This is a genomic window from Micromonospora sp. NBC_01655, from assembly GCF_026339755.1.
Taxonomy (GTDB): domain Bacteria; phylum Actinomycetota; class Actinomycetes; order Mycobacteriales; family Micromonosporaceae; genus Micromonospora.
In genome coordinates this window covers 1,540,706-1,558,849 of sequence record NZ_JAPEQF010000001.1, presented here as the reverse complement: position 1 = coordinate 1,558,849, position 18,144 = coordinate 1,540,706, and the positions used below count along the sequence as shown (strand labels likewise).

The 18,144-nt window shown below is 74.3% G+C and carries 16 protein-coding genes; 4 read left to right on the top strand and 12 right to left on the bottom strand.

Annotated elements, in window-relative coordinates; translation table 11 throughout:
* Positions 1-22: 22 nt before the first annotated feature.
* Complete coding sequence (locus OOK41_RS07410; protein ID WP_266263512.1) at positions 23-580, top strand: sugar O-acetyltransferase; 558 nt, start codon at positions 23-25, stop codon at positions 578-580.
* 116 nt (positions 581-696) lie between these two features.
* Positions 697-3,351 carry a hypothetical protein gene (locus tag OOK41_RS07405; protein WP_266263510.1) on the top strand — a complete coding sequence of 885 codons (2,655 nt, stop codon included), beginning with the start codon at positions 697-699 and terminating at the stop codon, positions 3,349-3,351.
* 116 nt (positions 3,352-3,467) lie between these two features.
* On the opposite strand, the gene OOK41_RS07400 is transcribed toward OOK41_RS07405, so the two are convergent.
* The 5 genes from OOK41_RS07400 to fdxA form a co-directional block, all read right to left on the bottom strand.
* Complete coding sequence (locus tag OOK41_RS07400; protein WP_266263508.1) at positions 3,468-4,115, bottom strand: nucleoside/nucleotide kinase family protein; 648 nt, start codon at positions 4,113-4,115, stop codon at positions 3,468-3,470.
* On the bottom strand, positions 4,115-4,759 hold the full coding sequence (locus OOK41_RS07395; protein WP_266263506.1) for an SIMPL domain-containing protein: 645 nt from the start codon (positions 4,757-4,759) through the stop codon (positions 4,115-4,117). Before OOK41_RS07395 ends, OOK41_RS07400 begins: the two co-directional genes overlap by 1 nt.
* Before the next feature lie 110 nt (positions 4,760-4,869).
* Positions 4,870-5,889 carry a prephenate dehydrogenase/arogenate dehydrogenase family protein gene (locus OOK41_RS07390; RefSeq protein ID WP_266263504.1) on the bottom strand — a complete coding sequence of 340 codons (1,020 nt, stop codon included), beginning with the start codon at positions 5,887-5,889 and terminating at the stop codon, positions 4,870-4,872.
* Between the two features lie 197 nt (positions 5,890-6,086).
* The gene (gene dapC, locus OOK41_RS07385; protein WP_323136256.1) at positions 6,087-7,202 is read right to left on the bottom strand and encodes a succinyldiaminopimelate transaminase; all 1,116 of its coding nucleotides are present in this window, start codon (positions 7,200-7,202) and stop codon (positions 6,087-6,089) included.
* A complete protein-coding gene (gene fdxA / locus OOK41_RS07380) occupies positions 7,199-7,525 on the bottom strand; it encodes a ferredoxin (protein ID WP_007072862.1) in 327 nt (108 codons plus the stop codon). Before fdxA ends, dapC begins: the two co-directional genes overlap by 4 nt.
* Positions 7,526-7,604: 79 nt before the next feature.
* Between fdxA and OOK41_RS07375 the strand changes: the two genes are divergently transcribed.
* Positions 7,605-8,552 carry a GNAT family N-acetyltransferase gene (locus OOK41_RS07375; RefSeq protein WP_266263500.1) on the top strand — a complete coding sequence of 316 codons (948 nt, stop codon included), beginning with the start codon at positions 7,605-7,607 and terminating at the stop codon, positions 8,550-8,552.
* A 27-nt stretch (positions 8,553-8,579) separates the two neighbouring features.
* Here the strand turns inward: OOK41_RS07375 and OOK41_RS07370 are convergent, their stop codons facing one another.
* From OOK41_RS07370 to mshB, 3 genes are all read right to left on the bottom strand, one after another.
* Complete coding sequence (locus OOK41_RS07370) at positions 8,580-9,044, bottom strand: hypothetical protein (protein WP_266263499.1); 465 nt, start codon at positions 9,042-9,044, stop codon at positions 8,580-8,582.
* A gap of 81 nt (positions 9,045-9,125) precedes the next feature.
* Positions 9,126-9,566, bottom strand: coding sequence for a hypothetical protein (locus OOK41_RS07365; protein ID WP_266267744.1), 441 nt, complete (start codon positions 9,564-9,566; stop codon positions 9,126-9,128).
* Positions 9,567-9,583: 17 nt separating this feature from the next.
* Positions 9,584-10,513 carry an N-acetyl-1-D-myo-inositol-2-amino-2-deoxy-alpha-D-glucopyranoside deacetylase gene (gene mshB / locus OOK41_RS07360; protein ID WP_117665259.1) on the bottom strand — a complete coding sequence of 310 codons (930 nt, stop codon included), beginning with the start codon at positions 10,511-10,513 and terminating at the stop codon, positions 9,584-9,586.
* Positions 10,514-10,599: 86 nt separating this feature from the next.
* Here mshB and OOK41_RS07355 point away from each other — a divergent pair, with 86 nt between their 5' ends.
* Positions 10,600-12,744: a prolyl oligopeptidase family serine peptidase gene (locus OOK41_RS07355; RefSeq protein WP_266263497.1), complete on the top strand. Its 2,145-nt coding sequence runs from the start codon at positions 10,600-10,602 to the stop codon at positions 12,742-12,744.
* Between the two features lie 292 nt (positions 12,745-13,036).
* Here OOK41_RS07355 and OOK41_RS07350 read toward each other — a convergent pair whose 3' ends face one another.
* The 4 genes from OOK41_RS07350 to OOK41_RS07335 all read right to left on the bottom strand — a co-directional run bounded on the left by OOK41_RS07350 (position 13,037) and on the right by OOK41_RS07335 (position 17,981).
* On the bottom strand, positions 13,037-14,779 hold the full coding sequence (locus OOK41_RS07350; protein ID WP_266263495.1) for an ABC transporter substrate-binding protein: 1,743 nt from the start codon (positions 14,777-14,779) through the stop codon (positions 13,037-13,039).
* Between the two features lie 135 nt (positions 14,780-14,914).
* Complete coding sequence (locus OOK41_RS07345) at positions 14,915-15,901, bottom strand: ABC transporter permease (protein WP_266263493.1); 987 nt, start codon at positions 15,899-15,901, stop codon at positions 14,915-14,917.
* Between the two features lie 68 nt (positions 15,902-15,969).
* Entirely contained in the window at positions 15,970-16,977 is a 1,008-nt protein-coding gene (locus OOK41_RS07340; RefSeq protein ID WP_117665255.1) for an ABC transporter permease, read from the bottom strand.
* Positions 16,974-17,981: an ABC transporter ATP-binding protein gene (locus tag OOK41_RS07335; RefSeq protein WP_117665254.1), complete on the bottom strand. Its 1,008-nt coding sequence runs from the start codon at positions 17,979-17,981 to the stop codon at positions 16,974-16,976. The genes OOK41_RS07340 and OOK41_RS07335 overlap by 4 nt, the downstream gene beginning before the upstream one ends.
* Between the last annotated feature and the right edge of the window lie 163 nt (positions 17,982-18,144).

Below are 18,144 nucleotides of genomic sequence, written 5' to 3'. Positions count from 1 at the left end.
GCACCTTTGGAATGATCGGCGGATGACCTCCATGAAGGACCGCATGCTCGCCGGCGAGCTCTACCGCGCCGAAGACCCGGAGATCCTGTCCGACCTGGACCGGGCCGCCCGCCTCAACGAGGCGTTCAACCGCAGCTCGACGGCCGATCCAGAGGGCCGGCTGGCCGCGCTGCGCGCGCTGCTCGGCTCGGTCGGCGAGGACGCCTGGGTCCGCCCGCCGTTCCACTGCGACTACGGCTGGAACATCCACCTCGGGCCACGCGGATTCATCAACTTCAACGCCGTCTTCCTCGACGTGGCCCGGATCACCATCGGCGCGGACGTCCAACTGGGACCGAACGTGCAACTGCTGACGGCCACCCACCCGGTCGACCCGGAGCCCCGGCGGGAGAAGTGGGAGGCGGCGCAGCCGATCACGATCGGGGACAACGTCTGGCTCGGCGGTGGGGTGATCGTGCTGGCCGGGGTGAGCATCGGCGACAACACGGTGGTCGGCGCGGGCGCCGTGGTGACCCGCGACCTGCCGGCGAACGTCGTCGCGGTGGGCAACCCCGCCCGGGTCGTACGCGAGATCGCCTGACCCGCCGCCAGCCGGCCACCAGGGAGCCGACCTGCGAAAACACCTCGCTCCAGGGGTGGCCGACGCAAACCCAAAGGGTGCACTCTGGGTAGTGGAGCCATCACTAGGAGGCACCGATGGCCGGTCGGGTGCTCGAACTGCGCGTACACGGGGTGTCCAACACTCCCCCGGACCAGGTGCTCGGCCTGGCCCCCGGGCCGGGCGACGACGCCCCCCGGCCCTGGCTGGTCGCCGGCGACGAGGTGACCGGCTTCTACCGCTCGACCGCGGCCCGGCCGGACGACACGGTCACCGTGGAGGCGTACAGCTGGGGGCAGTTGACCTCCGGCGCGCGGACCGCGCGGGACGTGGAGCGGGCCCTCTGGACGCTGCTGCTGCCGTTCACCCTGGCGAACGTGGCGCTGCACGCCCGGCCCGGGATACCGCCCGACCCGGACCAGGAACGCTGGGCCAGCCGCTCCGGGCTCACCGCCTGGCTGATCCGGCTGTTCTGCCTCAGCCTCACCGGGACGCTGGTCCTCGCCGCCACCGGTATCGGCGTGGACCTGATCGCCTGGCAGTGCGTCGGCGACGACTGCCTGAGCCGCGTCCCCGGGCCGTGGGAGTTCCTCGCGCACGGCTGGTGGCGGGAGGGCAGCCACGCGCTGGCCGTCGGCCTGGCGGTCCCGCTGGGCCTGCTGGCGCTGCTCGGCCTGCTGGCCTGGCGCACCTACCAGTACGAGGCCGAAATGCCCGCCGCCCCAGCCGCCCGCGCGCCGGCCGGAGGCACCGCGCCGAAGCGGGACGCGGCGGCGGAGGAGGACGCGGCGGCTCGGCACGCGGCGGAGGAGGGTGCGGCGGCTCGGGACGCGGCGGAGGAGGACGCGGTGGCCGCCAACCCGTTGCAGGACCACACCTTCTGGTGCGGCGAGGGGCAGCTCCGCCGGGCCGCCGTGCTGCACCTCTGCGTCGGGTCGGTGGTCGCGGTGGCCGTCCCGCTCGGCGCGGTGCTCGCGATGGACCCGCCCCTGGGCGTACGGGCCGCCGTCGCCTGGCCGAGCGTGGCGCTGCTCGTCGCCGTCGTGGCGATCGCGGTGGTGGCGCTGGGCCGGCCCTGGCTGAGCCGGCGCGCCGGGGACACGCCGCTGGGCAGGTGGAGCGTCACGGTCATCGTGCTGACCTGCGCCGGGGTCACCGGCACCGTGCTGCTCCTGCTGCTGCCGGACGGCCCCGCCGGCACCCCGCTGGCCGAGCTGCGCCCGCCGGCCGGGTGCATCCGCGACCCGGCCGCCGCCGGCTGCCTCGTCGACCACTCGCTGCCCGGTTACGACTGGGTGATCGCCTGGTACGGCGCCGGCCAGGTGCTCCTGCTCGCTGCCATCGGCGCGGTGTCCCGCTCCGGCCGGCGCGCGCTGGCCGCCCCCGTGGCCGCCGCCGTGCTCCTCCCGCTCGGCGTCGCCTGGATCGCCGGCTGGCTGGCCGGGACGCCACCGGCCCCACGGTGGCTGGACGACTGGATGCTCACCGTGCCCGCGATCGCGCTGGCCGGTGTCGGGCTGCTGCTGCCCCGCACCGGCCCCGCCGCGCCGTCCGCGCCCCGGGAGCCGCACGCCGACCTCGGTTGGGGCGGCCGGGGGCCGGCGGTCATCGCCGGCTTCGGCTGGCTGCTCGGCATCGCGTACTGCGCCGGGGCGCTCTACTGGGTCACCGACCGGCTCACCGTCGGCGACCCCACGGGCCGGCGCACCGGTGTGGTCCCGCCGTTGCCGGTGATGTGGGCCGGGCTCGCCTTCGCCGTCGCGGTGCTGGCGCTGGCCGGCGTCGCCCTGCGCGCCGGCCTGCTCTTCCGCCGGCTCCGCCGCCAGGAGTACGCCGGGCTGGTGCCGGCCGACGACACCCGCTCCGCCCACGACCGGCGACGCTGCCGCGACGTGAGCGCCTTCCGGGCGCTGCACCGGCTGGTCGGCGAACACGCCATCCGGCTGATCGGCTGGTACGCGACGGTCGGCGCGCTGCTCGGCACCCTCGGCTCCGCCGCAGCCCTGTCCCACGTCCCGCCGGACGCGGCGACGGTGCCCGGGTGGCCGATGGTGGTGGAGACGGTGGCCGACATCGGCGACGCCCTGCTCGGCTGGTTGCCGGCGGCGATCGCCGCCGTGGGGTTGCTGGTCTACCGCAACGACACGGTGCGCCGGTCGGTGGGGGTGCTCTGGGACATCGGCACCTTCTGGCCCCGCGCCGCGCACCCGCTCGCCCCGCCCAGCTACGCCGAGCGGGCGGTGCCGGAGTTGCAGACCCGCACCGCCGGCCTGCTGGCGCTGGGCGAGCACGACCCACGCCGGATGGACGGGATCATCCTGTCCGGGCACAGCCAGGGCACGGTGATCTGCGCGGCGGTGATCCTCCAGCTCCCGGCCCGGTGGCGGCGGCGGATCTGGTTCTTCTCCTACGGCTGCCAGCTCACCCGGCTGTACGGGCGGATCTTCCCGGCGTACTTCGGGCCGGACCGGCTACCGACGCTGACCGGCGCGTTGCGGGGGCCGGCCGGGTGGCCCGGCTGGACCAACTTCTGGCGCGACACCGACCCCCTCGGCTGGCAGGTAGCGGCCGGGGAACGGGACCTGCCGGTCCGCGACCCGGACGCGCTGCACCCCACCGGCGGGGAGGTCACCGACCCGCCGATCCGCAGCCACAGCGGCTACCCGGACGCCGCCGAGTTCCGCCGCGAACGGGCCCGGGTGACCTGGCTGCTCCGGCGGCCGGTGCCGGCGCCCCGGCGTGGGCCCGGCTGACCGACCGGCTCGCCGGAACCGCCCGGCCGGGGCGGGCCGCCGGTCGCACCCGCCCGCCGGGCCGGGGGCGGGCCGCGGCCGTGGGAGCCGCCAGGCGGGCGGGCCGGCCGGTTCCGTCAGCCGGGCGGCGGGTCGGTCAGCCGGACCACCAGGTCGGCGTGGCCGGCCGTGCCGGCCACCAGGGCCGCGTTGGTCTCGTCGCTGCCCAGCGCCCAGGCCCGCGCCTGTTCCGGCGACCGCCCGTACGCCTCGTGCCGGGCGGTCAGCCGGCGGTGCCGCAGCTCGGCGGCCAGATCGAGGAACCACGCCTCGTGCAGCAGCGACCGCACCTCGTCCCACGGGTCCGTGGGCAGCAGCAGGTAGTTCCCCTCGGTCACCACCAGCCGCACCTCGGGCGGCACCTCGATCGCCCCGGCGACCGGCTCCTCCAGGTCCCGGCGGAACACCGGGGCCCACACCGAGGTCGGCTCCAGCCGGCGCAACCGGCGCAGCAACGCGACGTACCCGACGACGTCGAAGGTGTCCACCGCGCCCTTGCGCGCGTCCCGGCCGAGCCGGCGCAGCTCCGCCTGGGCCAGGTGGAACCCGTCCATCGGCACCAGTCGGGCGGTCGCACCCACCTCGGCGACGATCCGCTCGGCCAGCGTGGACTTGCCCGCCCCCGGCGCTCCGGCGATGCCGAGGAGCTGACGGGGGCCGGCCTCCGCCAGGGCCCGGGCGCGGGCCACCAGCTCGTCGAGGGGGAGGGCCCGGGCGTCGGGCATCAGCCGAGGACCGGCTCGGAGATCGTGAACCGGGCCTCGACGGCCGCGTGCACGGCCTGCGGCTGCGGGTCCAGCTCCAGCTCCGGCGGGGCGGCCGACGGCCCGCCGGACTTGAACGCGGCGCGGGCCATCATCGGCTGCGGGGCCAGCCCGGTGTCGGCCAGCTCCAGCAGCGCGGTCACCCGGGCGCCCAGCGCCTCGGCGTACTCCCGGGCGCGGGCCAGCGCGTCGGCGATCGCGGCGTGCCGCGCCTCTCGGTACGCCGGGCTGTCCGGGCGCAGCGACCAGGCGGGGCCGGCGACCTCGACCTGGTCCTGGTCGGCCAGGCGGAGCATCAGCTCGCCCAACGCGGTGAAGTCGGTGACGGTGACGCTGGTGGCCACGCTGCCGTGCCAGGCCACCACCCGCTCGCCGGAGCGCCGCGTCTCCGGCCAGACCCGCAGGTCACCGGTCTCCCGGCGGCTGACGGCCGGTTCGGCGGCGTCGAGCAGCACCCGCACGGCGGCGGCCCGCTCGGCGAGCCGGGCCAGGACGGCCTCCCGGTCCCGGTCCCGGGCCGTCGCGGTCACCGAGAACCGGGCCAGTTCGGGAGCGACTTCCCGGTACGCCTCGCCGCGTACCGCCACGACCGGTCCGTCCACCATGCCCTCACCCTAGAGGAAGTGCCCCCCTGCCGGCCTGTCTGGTGGAGCAGGCCCGCTGCCCGACACTCCTCGGCCGAGGGCGGCGGGCGGCCTGGCCGGGGCGGACCCGGTCAGCCCGTGGTGGCCGGCAGGTGACCGGCGTAGGTGACCCGCCCGTCCGCCACCACGCACCGGGTCAGGTACCCGCCGGCCGACCCGAGCGACAGCAGGTACGCCAGCTCGTCGCCCACGTCGCCGTCGAGCGGGAAGTCGCGCGGGGCGGCGCGCAGCTCCCGGTCGAGCAGGGCCAGCCGCAGTCCACGCGCCCGCTGGTACTGCCCCACCAGGGCTGCCGCGTCGTCGGCGCGCAGCGCGGCGGCGAGCTGGTCGAGGATCGCGGTGACCCGGCCGAGCTGGGCGAGGACCTGGTCGCGGTTGTTCAGCAGCATGTCCGCCGTCCGGATGGCCGGCGTCCCGGCGACCCGGGTGCCGTCCCGGAAGCTGCCGGCCGCCAGGCCCAGCACGGCGTCCCGCAGGTCGGCGGCGGCCACCGCGCCGGCCAGGCTGCCGGCCAGCAGGTGCGGGATGTGCGAGGCGAGCGCCGCCGCCGAGTCGTGCACGTCCGGTGCCAGCGGGACGATCCGCGCGTCGAAGACGTCGATGATCAGGGCGGCGAGCGTACGGAACCGTTCGATGCCCTCCGCCGCCGGGCAGAGCACCCAGGCCGCGCCGTCGAACAGCTCGGGGACGGCGGCGGTCAGCCCGGCCCGCTCGGCCCCGGCCATCGGGTGCCCCGGTACGAACCGGCCGGTCAAGCCCTGCGCCGCCGCGAACGCGGCGACCCCGCCCTTGGTGCTGCCGACGTCGGTGAGCACGCAGTCGGCCCCGGCGTGCCTGCCGACGACGCGCAGGGTCTCCGGCAGGCTGGACAGCGGCCCGCAGAGGAACACCACGTCCCGGTCTCGGACGGCGTCGGCCAGCTCGTCCGGAAAGGGGACGCCCCGGGCACGCCCCTGCGCCCGGGTGGCGGCGTCCGGGTCCCAGCCGGTGACATCGATCCCGCGCTCCCGCAGTCGGAGCAGGACCGAGCCGCCGATGAGCCCGGTGCCCACCACTGCGGCCCGTGGGTTACCACCGGGGCTGTCCACCATCACGCACCTCGGCGTTTCGGTCGGTACACGTCGAGGTCGCCCCGACTCGGTCCGGCACCGAGGATAACGCCCCACCCGGGGCCGCCCAGCGCGCGCCCGGTCTCTTGATCGTCTGTCGTTCAGCGAGACGACACGCCGGGTGACGCCGCGCGGAACGACAGACGATCTTCAAAGAGCCGAGCGCCGACCCGCCCCGGTCAGGGCTGGGCGAGCCGCCCGGCGACCGCCGCGACGTGCTCGTCGGACTCGGTCAGCGCCGCCCGGACGTGCCGCGCGCCGCCCGGGCCGTAGAAGACGCCGGCCGCGACCAGGATGCCCCGGCGGGCCAGCCAGTCCACCGTCGCCCAGCAGTCCTCGCCCCGGGTCATCCACAGGTAGAGCCCGGCCTCGGAGTGCTCGACCGTGAACCCGGCCCCGGTGAACGCGGCCAGCAGCCGCTCCCGCCGGGCCCGGTAGCGCTCCCGCTGGGCGTCGGCGTGCTCCTGGTCGCCGAGCGCCGCGATCATCGCCGCCTGCACCGGGGCGGGCACGATCATGCCGGCGTGCTTGCGCACCTTGAGCAACTCGGCGACCAGGGCGGGGTCGCCGGCGACGAGGCCCGCCCGGTAACCGGCCAGGTTGGAGCGCTTGGACAGCGAGTGCACCGCCAGCACCCCGTCGTACGACCCGCCGCAGACCTCGGGCGCGAGCACCGAGACCGGCTCGGCGGCGGCAGACCAGCCCAACGGCAGGTAGCACTCGTCGCTGGCCACCACGGCCCCCCGCTCGCGGGCCCAGTCGACCACCTTGCGCAGGTGGTTGGCGGGCAGCACCCGGCCGGTCGGGTTGCCCGGCGAGTTCACCCAGACCAGCCGGACCCGGGGGTCGGGGCCGACCGCGGTCAGCGCGTCGGTGCGCACGGTGGTGGCGCCGGCGAGCCGGGCCCCGTCCTCGTAGGTCGGGTAGCAGACCGACGGCACCACGACGACGTCACCGGGGCCGAGGCCGAGCAGGGTGGGCAGCCACGCCACCAGCTCCTTGGAGCCGACGGTGGGCAGCACGCCGAGGCCGTCGACGGCCGCACCGCAGGCCCGGGCCACCCACGCCGCGATGGCGGCCCGCAGGGCGGGCGTTCCGGCGGTCAGCGGGTAGCCGGGGGCGTCGGACGCGTCGGCCAGGGCCTGCCGGATCACCGGCGGCACCGGGTCGACCGGCGTGCCCATCGAGAGGTTGATCAGGCCGCCCGGGTGCGCCGCGGCCACTGTGGCCGCGGCGTCCAGGGCGTCCCAGGTGAAGTCGGGCAGCCGCGACGAGACCGGTGCGGACCGGTTCAGTGGCCTTCTCCGCGCGGCGGCTGGCCCGCGACGAACGTCGCGTCCTTCTCCACCTTGCCGATCTTCGAGGCGCCGCCGGGCGAGCCCAGGTCCTCGAAGAACTCGTAGTTCGCCCCGGTGTAGTCCTTCCACTGCTCCGGGACGTCGTCCTCGTAGAAGATCGCCTCGACCGGGCAGACCGGCTCACAGGCACCGCAGTCGACGCATTCGTCGGGGTGGATGTAGAGCATCCGGTTCCCCTCGTAGATGCAGTCGACCGGGCATTCCTCGATGCATGCCTTGTCGAGCACATCCACGCAGGGCTCGGCGATGATGTAGGTCACCGGTCTTCTCCTCCGCAAGACACGCCGCGATCACCCGCGACGGTTAGAGCCTAGTATCTCGCCGGGGAGGGGGTCGATCGTGCTCCGACAGCAGGATGTGGGACACCGGATCGTGGTACGCCGGATTGTGGGGATTCGCGAAGGCCGGCCGCTCTTCTCGGACGCCCTCGGGGAGCTGGTCGAGTTGACCGAGACCCATCTCACCCTGGCCACCGCGCAGGGTCAGCTCCAGGTCCCGGTGGACGAGGTGCACCGGGCCAAGCGGGTGCCGGCGGCCCGCCGGCCGACGGCCGCCGCGGTCGTGGCGCTGGAGCTGGCGGCCGACGAGGCGTGGCCGGCGCCGACCCGGGGCCGGCTCGGCGACTGGCTGCTGCGCAGTGCCGGGGGCTGGACCGGCCGGGCGAACTCGGCGCTGCCGGTCGGCGACCCGGACCGGCCGCTGCCGGCCGCGCTGGACGCCGTCGAGCGCTGGTACGCCGACCTCGGACAACCTGCCATGGTCAACACGCCGTTGCCGCTCGCCGTGCCGGTCGGCGCCGAGCTGGACGCGCGGGGCTGGGGCGCGCGGCCGGTGACGCTGGTACAGACCGTGCCGCTGGCCGCGCTGCGCCCGGACCGCACCGACCTGCCGCCGGTCGAGCTGACCGCCGCGCCGTCGGACGACTGGCTCGCGATCGCCGCGGGGCGCAAGGGTGGCCTCCCGGACTCCGCCCGGCACGTGCTCACCGCCGTGGACCGGGTCCGCTTCGCCCAGGTGTACGCCGACGGCGAGCTGCTCGCCATCGGCCGTGGCACGGTCACCGGCGAGGGCCGCTGGCTCGGCCTGGCCCTGGTCGAGGTGCTGCCGCGGGCCCGCCGGCAGGGACTGGCCACCCGCGTGATCCGGGCCCTGGCCGACTGGGGCGCGGCGCTCGGCGCCACCCACGCCTTCCTCCAGGTGGAGCAGCGCAACGGCCCCGCGGTGACCCTCTACCACGCCCTGGGCTTCACCACCCACCACACGTACCTCACCCGCGTCGCCCCCTGACCGGGCCGGCCGGGGCGGGCGAGGTGGTCAGCGGCGGACGGGGCGGTGCGGCTTCGCCGCCTTGGTCTCGGCGTACCGCTTCAGCATCCGGGAGCGGTGGTCGCGGCCCAGCGCGGTGAGGGTCAGGTAGCCGACGAGCACGCCGGCGGTGGTCGCCAACAGGTAGAGCCCGGCCTGGGCCAACAGGGTGTCCGCGCCGCCGGCGACCGGGTTCTGCCCGACCAGCAGCGGCCCGACCAGGACGGTCAGCAGCAGCGCGGTCCCCACGGCGGCGGCCACGTCGCCGGCCCAGTGGGCCACCGGACGGTCCTGCCCCCAGCGGAACGCCAGCACCGCGAGGATCGCCCCGATCACCAGGAACATCGCCAGCGAGACCCGGTCGGCGGCCGTGTCGGCGCCGTCGAAACCGAGCCTGATGACCACCCGGGCGACCACGTTGACCGCGAACAGCGCCGCCGCGAGCACCCCGAACGCCCGCCAACGATCCTTCATCGCACGTCTCCCGCCGCACCGGCCGCCCCGACGGCGAGCCTCCTGGCAGGAATATCTACCACTGGAGGCTGAGCGCCGTCATCACCCGTTCCGGCGGGCCGGCGGCAGGGCCAGGACCTGTCGGAAGCCCATCACCGCGAAGGTCATCGCGCCCACGACGATCATCGCGAGCCCGACCCAGTTGTCCCCGGCGAGCAGCAGGTCCCCCTCGCTGGTCCGGACGGCCGCCGCGCCCATCAGCACGAACCACGGCGTCGCCGGCAGGACCACCGCCCACCGGCGGCCGACCACCGCGTACGCGAACCAGCTCAGGGCGATGTTGGCGGCGACGGCCACCAGCACGGACACCCCGATGAGCTGCCCGCCGACCCGGACGGTCGACATGATCAGCTCCAGCAGCCCGGTCACCACCGCGCCGAGCACGGCCAGCACGCCGCCGACGACCCGCAGGGCGACGTCGAGCAGCCGCCGCCACCGGCCCGGCGGGGTCGGGGCGGGGGGCTGGGGCGGGACGACCGACATCGGCGCGGCGGGCAGGGTCACCGGACGCCGGCCGCCGTGACCGGGGCCCGGCCGGACCCGTCGTCGTCGAGGCCGAGCCCGGCGAAGAGGTCGTCCTCCCAGCCGTACGGGCCGCTGCCCGGCCCCTTCTCACCCACCGCCAGGGTGAAGTACTCCACCCCCATGAACTCGGCGCCGAAGTTGCCGGCGATCGAGTAGAGCCAGGAGGTGGCCGGGATCTGGGTCGCGTGCGCCCGCATCGCCGCCTCCTTGGCGGCGTGCTGCTCGGTGGCGTCGATCCGGGCGGCGATCTCCGGGTCGGGGGTGCCGAAGGGCAGCTCGTCGACGCTCTCGATGCCGCCGAAGGGGTTGTCCGACGACTCGGTGAAGTGGCTCAGTCCGGCCTCCAGCACGCCGCGCGGCATGGCCGTCCAGTAGACCTTGGCCGGGGCGATCCCCTCGGCGGCGGCCAGCTCGTGCGCCCGCATCGCCACCCGGTGCGCCTGGATGTGGTCGGGGTGGCCGTAGAAGCCGTTCGGGTCGTACGTGATCAGCACCTGCGGGCGTACCTCCCGAATGATCTCCAGCAGGTGCCCGGCGGCCTCGTCGAGGTCGGCCCGCCAGAACGCCCGGGGGTGCTCGTTGGTGGCCAGGCCCATCATCCCGGAGTCGCGGTAGCGGCCCGCGCCGCCGAGGAAGCGGTGGTCGGTGACGCCGAGCGCGGCGCAGGCGGCGGCCAGCTCGCCGATCCGGACCCCGCCGAGCTGGTCGGCCTCGGCGGCGGCGAGCTGGGCCAGCTCCGGCACGTGGATCTCACCCTCCTCGCCGAGTGTGCAGGTCACCAGCGTGACGTGCGCGCCGGCGGCGGCGTAGTGGGCCATCGTCGAGCCGGTGCCGATGGACTCGTCGTCGGGGTGCGCGTGGACCAGCAGGAGCCGGCGGTCGGGCAGCGTCGTCACGACCGTCACTCTAACCGGCGGTGGAATCCCCGCCGTTACGACGCGTCCACGCAGGTCGGCCACATCTCCCCCGGCCCCGCTCTACGATCCGACGTGTGGACTTTCCCGAGCTGGCCGCCCGTACCCGCCGGTTCTGTCACGGGGCGCCGCGCGCCGTCACCGTGGCCGACGACGGGACCCGGGTGATCTTCCTGCGCTCGGCCGGTCCGGAGGATCCCGCCGACGCGCTCTGGCTGCTCGACCCGACCAGCGGCGAGGAGCGGCTGGTCGCCGACCCGGCGGCCCTGCTCGGCGCCGACGCCGACCCGGCGGCCCTCTCCCCGGGGGAGCGGGCGCTGCGCGAGCGGCGGCGGCTCAGCGCCGCCGGCATCGGCTCGTACGCCCTGGACGCCGCCGGCCGGGTGGCGGTCTTCGCGCTGGCCGGCCGGCTGTTCCGGGCCGACCTGGTGCACGGGGACGTGGTCGAGGTGAGCGCCGCCGGCCCGGTCCTCGACCCGCGACCGGACCCGACCGGCGAGCGGCTGGCGTACGTCACCGACGCCGCCGACGGGGTGCGCCGGGGCGAGCTGCGGGTGGTGGCGGCCGACGGCACCGACACCCTGCTGGCCGGCGAGGACGCCGGGGTGACCTGGGGGCTGGCCGAGCACGTGGCGGCCGAGGAGTTCGGCCGGTTCCGGGGCTACTGGTGGGCGCCGGACGGGCGCGGCGTGCTGGCCGCCCGGGTCGACGAGTCCCGGCTGCCCCGCTGGTACCTGCACGACCCGGCGGAGCCGGCGAGCCCGCCGACCAGCGTCGCGTACCCGCAGGCCGGCGGGCCGAACGCCGAGGTCAGCCTGCACCTGCTCGACCTCGACGGCGGCTGGGTCGACGTGCACTGGGACCGGGAGACCTACCCGTACCTGACGTCGGTCGACTGGGCCGACGGCAACCCGCTGATCACCGTGCTGCGCCGCTCCCAGCAGCACGGCCTGGTGCTCGCGGTGGACCCGCGCACCGGGGAGACCCAGGTGCACGCGGAGCTGGCCGACCCGCGCTGGGTGGAGCCGATCCCCGGCACCCCGGCGCACCTGCCGGACGGCCGGGTGCTGGTCGGCGGCGAGCTGGCCCACGACGGGTACGACGCCCGCTGCCTCTTCGCCGACGGCACCCTGCTCACCCCGCCCTCGCTGTACGTGCGCCGGGTGGTGGGCCGGCTACCCGCCGGCAACGGCCCGGCCGACCTGCTGGTCGAGGCGAGCGAGGGCGAGCCGAGCCAGCAACACCTGTACCGGGTCCGGACGCTGATCGGCGGCGGGGTGGACGCCCGCCGGATGAGCGGCACCCCCGGCTGGCACACCGCCGCGGTGGGCGGGGACACGCTGGTGGTCGGCACCGCCTCGCTGGACCAGCCGGGGACCACCTGGTCGGTGTGGCGCGGCGACCGGGAGGTGGCCCAGCTCCGCTCGCTGGCCGCCACCCCGCCGTACGCGCCGCGGCCGACGATGGTGCGGGTGACCGACCGGCGGCTGCCGAGCGCGGTGCTCTACCCGACCGAACACGTCAAGGGCACCCGGCTGCCGGTGCTGCTGGACGTCTACGGCGGCCCGGGGCACCAGGAGGTGGTGGCGGCCCGGTCGGCCTGGCTGGAACGGCAGTGGTGGGCCGACTCCGGCTTCGCGGTGGTGACGGTCGACAACCGGGGCACCCCCGGGGTCGCCCCGTCGTTCGAGAAGGCGGTGCACCGGCGGGTGGCCGACGTGGTGCTGGCTGACCAGATCGACGCGCTGACCGCGCTCGCCGGCAAGCACCCCGACCTGGACCTGGGTCGGGTCGGCGTCCGGGGCTGGTCGTTCGGCGGCTGGCTGGCCGGGCTGGCGGTGCTGCGCCACCCGGAGCTGTTCCGGTGTGGGATCGTCGGCGCCCCGGTCACCGACTGGGCCCTGTACGACACCGCGTACACCGAGCGCTACCTCGGCCTGCCGGAGGACGGGGTGGACGTCTACGCGCACCACTCGCTGCTGGAGCTGGCCGCCGAGCGGCCGGTGTCCGGTGAGCCGGCCCGGCCGCTGCTGCTGGTGCACGGCCTGGTCGACGACAACGTGGTGGCCGCGCACACGCTGCGGCTGTCGGCGGCGCTGCTCGGCGCGGGCCGGCCGCACTCGGTGCTGCCGCTGACCGGGGCCACACACATGGCGGCGGGCGGCCTGTCGGAGCGCCTGCTCCGCCTGGAGCTCGACTTCCTCCGTACCCACCTGGCATGAAGGACGGCGCACCGGTGATCATCACGACCGGCGACTCGTTCGCTGGTGGGAGGCTGACCGAGGCCCGCGCGCTCACCGATGGCACCTGCCAGTTCCGGTTCTCCGGGCCGGGGTCCGCAGCCGGCTCGATGCCGTGGAACGGCACATACGGAGCTGAGCCGCACACGTCATCACCCCCCGGCCGGGCGGCGGGGTCCTGACAGACAGGGGGCGCGCGACCAGAAGGGGCCCCTCTCCACGCCGTTGTGGAGAGGGGCCCCTTCCTACCCGCGGGCTGGGGCCCGCGGAGGCGTCACTGCTTGACGTGCGCGTTCACGAAGGACGGGTAGCCGAAGACGCTGGAGATGAAGACCCCGCCGGCCTTCGAGCCGTGCACGGCGTAGGCCACGTCGACGTAGAGCGGCACCACCGGGGCCTGCTCCTTCATGATCCGCTCGTCGAGCTTGGCCCACTCCGGCCCCTGCTTCGCCGGCTCCAGGGTGAGGATCCGGTCGAACTCGGCGTTGATCGCCGGGTCGTTCAGGTACGACTGGTTGCTGTTGCCCTCGGCCTTGATGGTCCGGCCGTCGTAGAGCACCGGCAGGATGGACGCCCCGCTGGGCCAGTCCGCCGCCCAGTTACCGATGTACAGGTCCCAGGGGTTGTCCTTCTTCTTGACCTCGTCGAGCTTCGCGTCGTCCGGGATGTTCCGGACAGTGATCTTGAAGCCGGCCCGCTCCAGGTTGCTCTTGAGCTGGATCGCCATCGCCTGCTCGCTCGTGTTGTCGGCCACCCCGAGGACCAGCTCCGGGGTCTGGCCGCCGAGCAGCTCCTTGGCCTTGTCGACGTCGCCGTTCGCCCCCGCCGGGTATGCGTCGAACGCCTTGAAGCCGATGGTGGACGACGGCATCAGCGTGGTCATCGGCTGGGCCACGGTCTGCCCGCCGACCGCCTTGATCAGGCCCTCCCGGTCGATGGCGTAGTTCAGCGCCTGGCGGATCTTCAGGTCCTTGACCCGCTGGTTGTTGATCACGAGCTGGTTGGCGCTCGGCGTCGGGGAGAGGAGGGTCCGCGACTTCAGCGCCTGGTCCTGGGCCACCCTGGCGACCAGCGAGGACGGCACGTAGTTGAAGGCGATCGCGCTCTGGTCGGCGCCGTTGTCGGCGATCACCCGGTTGTTCGCGGCGTCGGCGGTCGGGCCGAAGCTCCACACGAACTGGTCCGGGTACTGGTGACGCACCGGGTCGGTGTTGGCGTCCCAGTTCGGGTTGCGGTCCAGGGTGAGCTGCACGCCGGCCTGGTTCTTGGCGACCTTGTACGGGCCGGAGGAGAACGGCCGCTGGTCCAGGTTGACGCCGGTGTCCTTGTCGGCCCTCAGCGGCGCGCTGGTCGGCAGCGACACCGCGAACGGCAGGTCGCAGCGGGGCTTGGCGAACTCGAAGCGCAGGGTCTTCTCGTCCGGCGTGGTCAGCCCCGGCGGCAGCGAGGTCTTGTTCTTCTTGAAGTCCCACTTGGTGTCGAACTGCGGGGTGTCGGCCAGCCACTCCTGGAGGTAGGTCGGGCCGCCGGCGAGGTCCGGGTCGAAGGACCGGGCGATGCCGTACGCGATCTCCTTGGAGGTGATCGGGCTGCCGTCCTCGAACTTCACCCCGTCCTTGATCTTGAACTCCCAGACCTTGCAGTCGGAGTTGACGTTGGTGCCCGGGGTCTCGGCCAGGTCGCCGACCAGGACCAGGCCGCCCTTGCCGTCGTCCTTCCAGGTGGTCAGGTAGCGGGCGAAGAGCGGGTTGGCCATCAGGCCCGCGAACGAGTACGTCCGCTGCGGGTCCAGGTGGGAGATCGGGGTCTCCCGGATGATGGTGAAGGTGCCGCCCTTCTGCGCCCCGGCCACTTCGGCCGCCGGGCCCCGCGAGTCCTTCGGGTCGGTGGCGATGACGCCGGTCTGCTGCCGGTTGGTGTCGACCGTGGTGCCCTCGCCCGTGTTCTCCGAGCAAGCCCCCAACGTCACGACCAGTGCGATGGCGCCGCCTGCGGCGGCTGCTGCGCGTGGTCTCATCTCCTACCTCCTCCACCCGGTGCCGCCGGGCGTGAGCGCCGACGTCCCGAGGATCGTAAAGAAGAAAACCTTCGGATTGTGTAACGGTTCTCGATAGATTCCGTCGCCGTTCGGGGAAGCCGACCCGGCGGCGGGTCAGCGCAGCCGCACCCGGGGGTCGATCGCGGCGTAGAGCAGGTCCACCAGGACGTTGGCCAGCACCACGAAGACCGCGGCGATGAGCACGGTGGCCATGATGGTGGGCAGGTCACCGGCGCGGACCGCGTCCACCGCGGTACGCCCCAGCCCCTGGATGCCGAACGTGGTCTCGGTGATGACGGTGCCGCCCAGCGCCCCGCCGACGTCCAGCCCCGCGATGGTCACCACCGGGGTGATCGCCGCGCGCAGCGCGTGCCGCCCGTACACCTTGGGTTTGGTCAGGCCCTTGGCCCGCGCGGTGCGGACGAAGTCCTCGGACAGCGTCTCCAGCATCTGCGCCCGGGACAGCCGGGCGTAGATGGCGGAGTAGAGGAAGGCCAGCGCGACCCAGGCGAGCACGAGCCCGCTGGCCCACTTCACCGGGTTGTCGAACAGCGACGTGTAGCTCGGCACCGGCAGCAGCCGCAGGTTGTAGACGAAGACCAGCAGCAGCACCGCGCCGACGAAGTAGAGCTGCAACGACGCGCCGGTCAGCGAGAAGCCGATGGCCAGCCGGTCCAGCCAGGTGCCCCGGCGCAGCGCCGAGACCATGCCGAGGCCGACACCGAGCAGCAGCCAGAGGATCGCCGCCGGGATCACGATGCTCAGCGTCACCGGCAGCACCCGGGCGATGGTGTCGCTGACCGCCTCGTTCGTGACGTACGACCAGCCCAGGCAGGGGGCGTCGCACCGGCCGCCCTGGGCGCTGCCCAGGTCCCGACCGGTGACGATGCCCTTCATGTAGCCCGCGTACTGGGTGATCAGCGGGTCGCGCAGGCCCAGTTCCTGCCGGACCCGCTCCAGTCGCTCCGGGTTGCAGTTCTTCGGGCACATGCCGGTGACCGGGTCCCGGGGCAGGGCGAAGAACATCAGGAAGCTGAACACGCTCACCGCGAACAGGGTGAGCACGGCGGAGAGCAGCCGCTTGACCAGGAACCGCACCATCAGAGCCATCCTTCATTCGCGACTGCGGGGCTCCGCTGCGCTGCGCTCCTCGCGCTCATCGCGAACCCCTACCGGGACGACTTCGGGTCGAGCGCGTCGCGCAGCGCGTCCCCGAAGAGGTTGAAGGCGAACACCAGCGCGAAGATCGTGATGCCGGGGAAGAAGACGTACGCCGGGTCGGTCTGGAGGTAGTCCAGGCTGCGGTAGATCATCCGGCCGAAGCTCGGCGTCTCGTCGGTGAGCCCGACGCCGATGAACGACAGCGCCGCCTCGCTGGTGATGTACGACGGCACCGCGAGGGAGAACGACACCAGGATCGGCGCCCAGATGTTCGGCAGGAGCTGACGGAACAGCATGTGCCCCAGCCCGGCGCCGCTGGCCCGGGCCGCCTCCACGAACTCCCGCTCGCGCAGCGCGATGACCTGCCCCCGGACCAGCCGGGCGGTGCTGGTCCAGCCGAAGAGGGCGAAGACGGCGATCAGCACGCCGATCTGGAACGCGGCCGGCACCGCCTCGCGCTGGCCGTAGAAGCGCAGCGCGACGGTCGGGGTCAGCGCCAGCGCGATGATCAGGAACGGCATGGCCAGGGTCAGGTCGGTGATCCAGTTGATCACCGCATCGAGCCAGCCGCCCAGGTAGCCGGCGAGGGTGCCCAGCACGATGCCGATCGCGGCGGTGATCACGGCGGCGGCGAACGCGATGAACAGCGACGTCCGCAGGCCGTGCACCATCCGGATGAAGATGTCCCGGCCCAGGCCCGGCTCCAGCCCGAACCAGTGCTCGCCGCTGATGCCCCCGGCATACCCCAGCGGCATGCCGAAGCCGTCGAGGCGGGTCTGGAACTGCTCGCGCGGGCCCACCCCGTACAGCGCCTGGATCAGCGGCACGGCGAGGGCGACCAGCACGAAGAAGGCCAGCATGCCGGCGCTGACCATGGCGGTTCGGTCCCGCCGCAGCCGGGCCCAGGCGAGCTGGCCGGGCGACCGGCCGACGAACCCCTTCGCCTTCGGCGCGGCACCGTCGCCGGTGGACTCGATCTCCGCCAGCGCCACGCCCTCGACCGGGGACAGGCTCACCTCGTCACCTCCGCACCGCTCACGCCGGCCCGCTCGGACTCCGGGAAGTGGCAGGCAGTCGACTGCGCGCCGCCGTCCCGGGGCACCAGGGCCGGCTCCTCGGTCGCGCAGACGTCCTGCGCCTTCCAGCAGCGGGTGCGGAACCGGCAGCCCGACGGCGGGTTCAGCGGGGTCGGCACGTCGCCGGTCAGCCGGATCCGGCCGCCCGGCCCGAGCGTCGTCACGTCCGGGATCGCCGACAGCAGGGCCCGGGTGTACGGGTGCTGCGGGCGCTCGTAGATGTCCGCCCGGTCGCCGATCTCCACGATCCGGCCCAGGTACATCACCGCGACCCGCTGGCAGAAGTGCCGCACCACGGCCAGGTCGTGGGCGATGAAGACGAACGCCAGCCCGAGGTCCCGTTGCAGGTCCCGGAGCAGGTTGACCACCTGGGCCTGGATCGACACGTCCAGGGCGGAGACCGGCTCGTCGGCGACGATCAGCTTCGGCCGCAGGGCCAGCGCCCGGGCGATGCCGATGCGCTGCCGCTGCCCGCCGGAGAACTCGTGCGGGTAGCGGTTGTAGTGCTCGGGGTTGAGCCCGACCAGCTCCAGCAGCTCCTGCACCCGCTTGCGCACCCCGCCCGGCGGGTCGATCCCGTTGACGTGCAACGGCATCGCCACGATCCGGCCGACGGTGTGCCGGGGGTTCAGCGAGGCGTACGGGTCCTGGAAGATGATCTGGAGGTCCTGGCGCAACGGGCGCAGCTCGCGCCGCCCGGCGTGGGTGATGTCCCGGCCGGCGAACTCGATCCGCCCGGCGGTCGGCTCCAGCAGCCGCACCAGCATCCGGCCGGCGGTGGTCTTGCCGCAGCCGGACTCCCCCACCAGGCCCAGCGTCTCCCCGGGGCGCACCTCGAAGTCCAGGCCGTCGACGGCCCGCACCAGCCCGGTGGCGCGGAACCCGCTGCGCACCGGGAAGTGCTTGGTCAGCCCGCTGACCCGCAGCAACGGCTCGGTACTCACAGGGGCCTGCCTTCGTTCGCGACTGCGGGACTCCGCTCCGCTACGTTCCTCGCGCTCACCGGAGCCCACCTTCGTTCGCGACTGCGGGACTCCGCTCCGCTACGTTCCTCGCGCTCACCAGGGCCTGCCTTCGTTCGCGACTGCGGGACTCCGCTCCGCTACG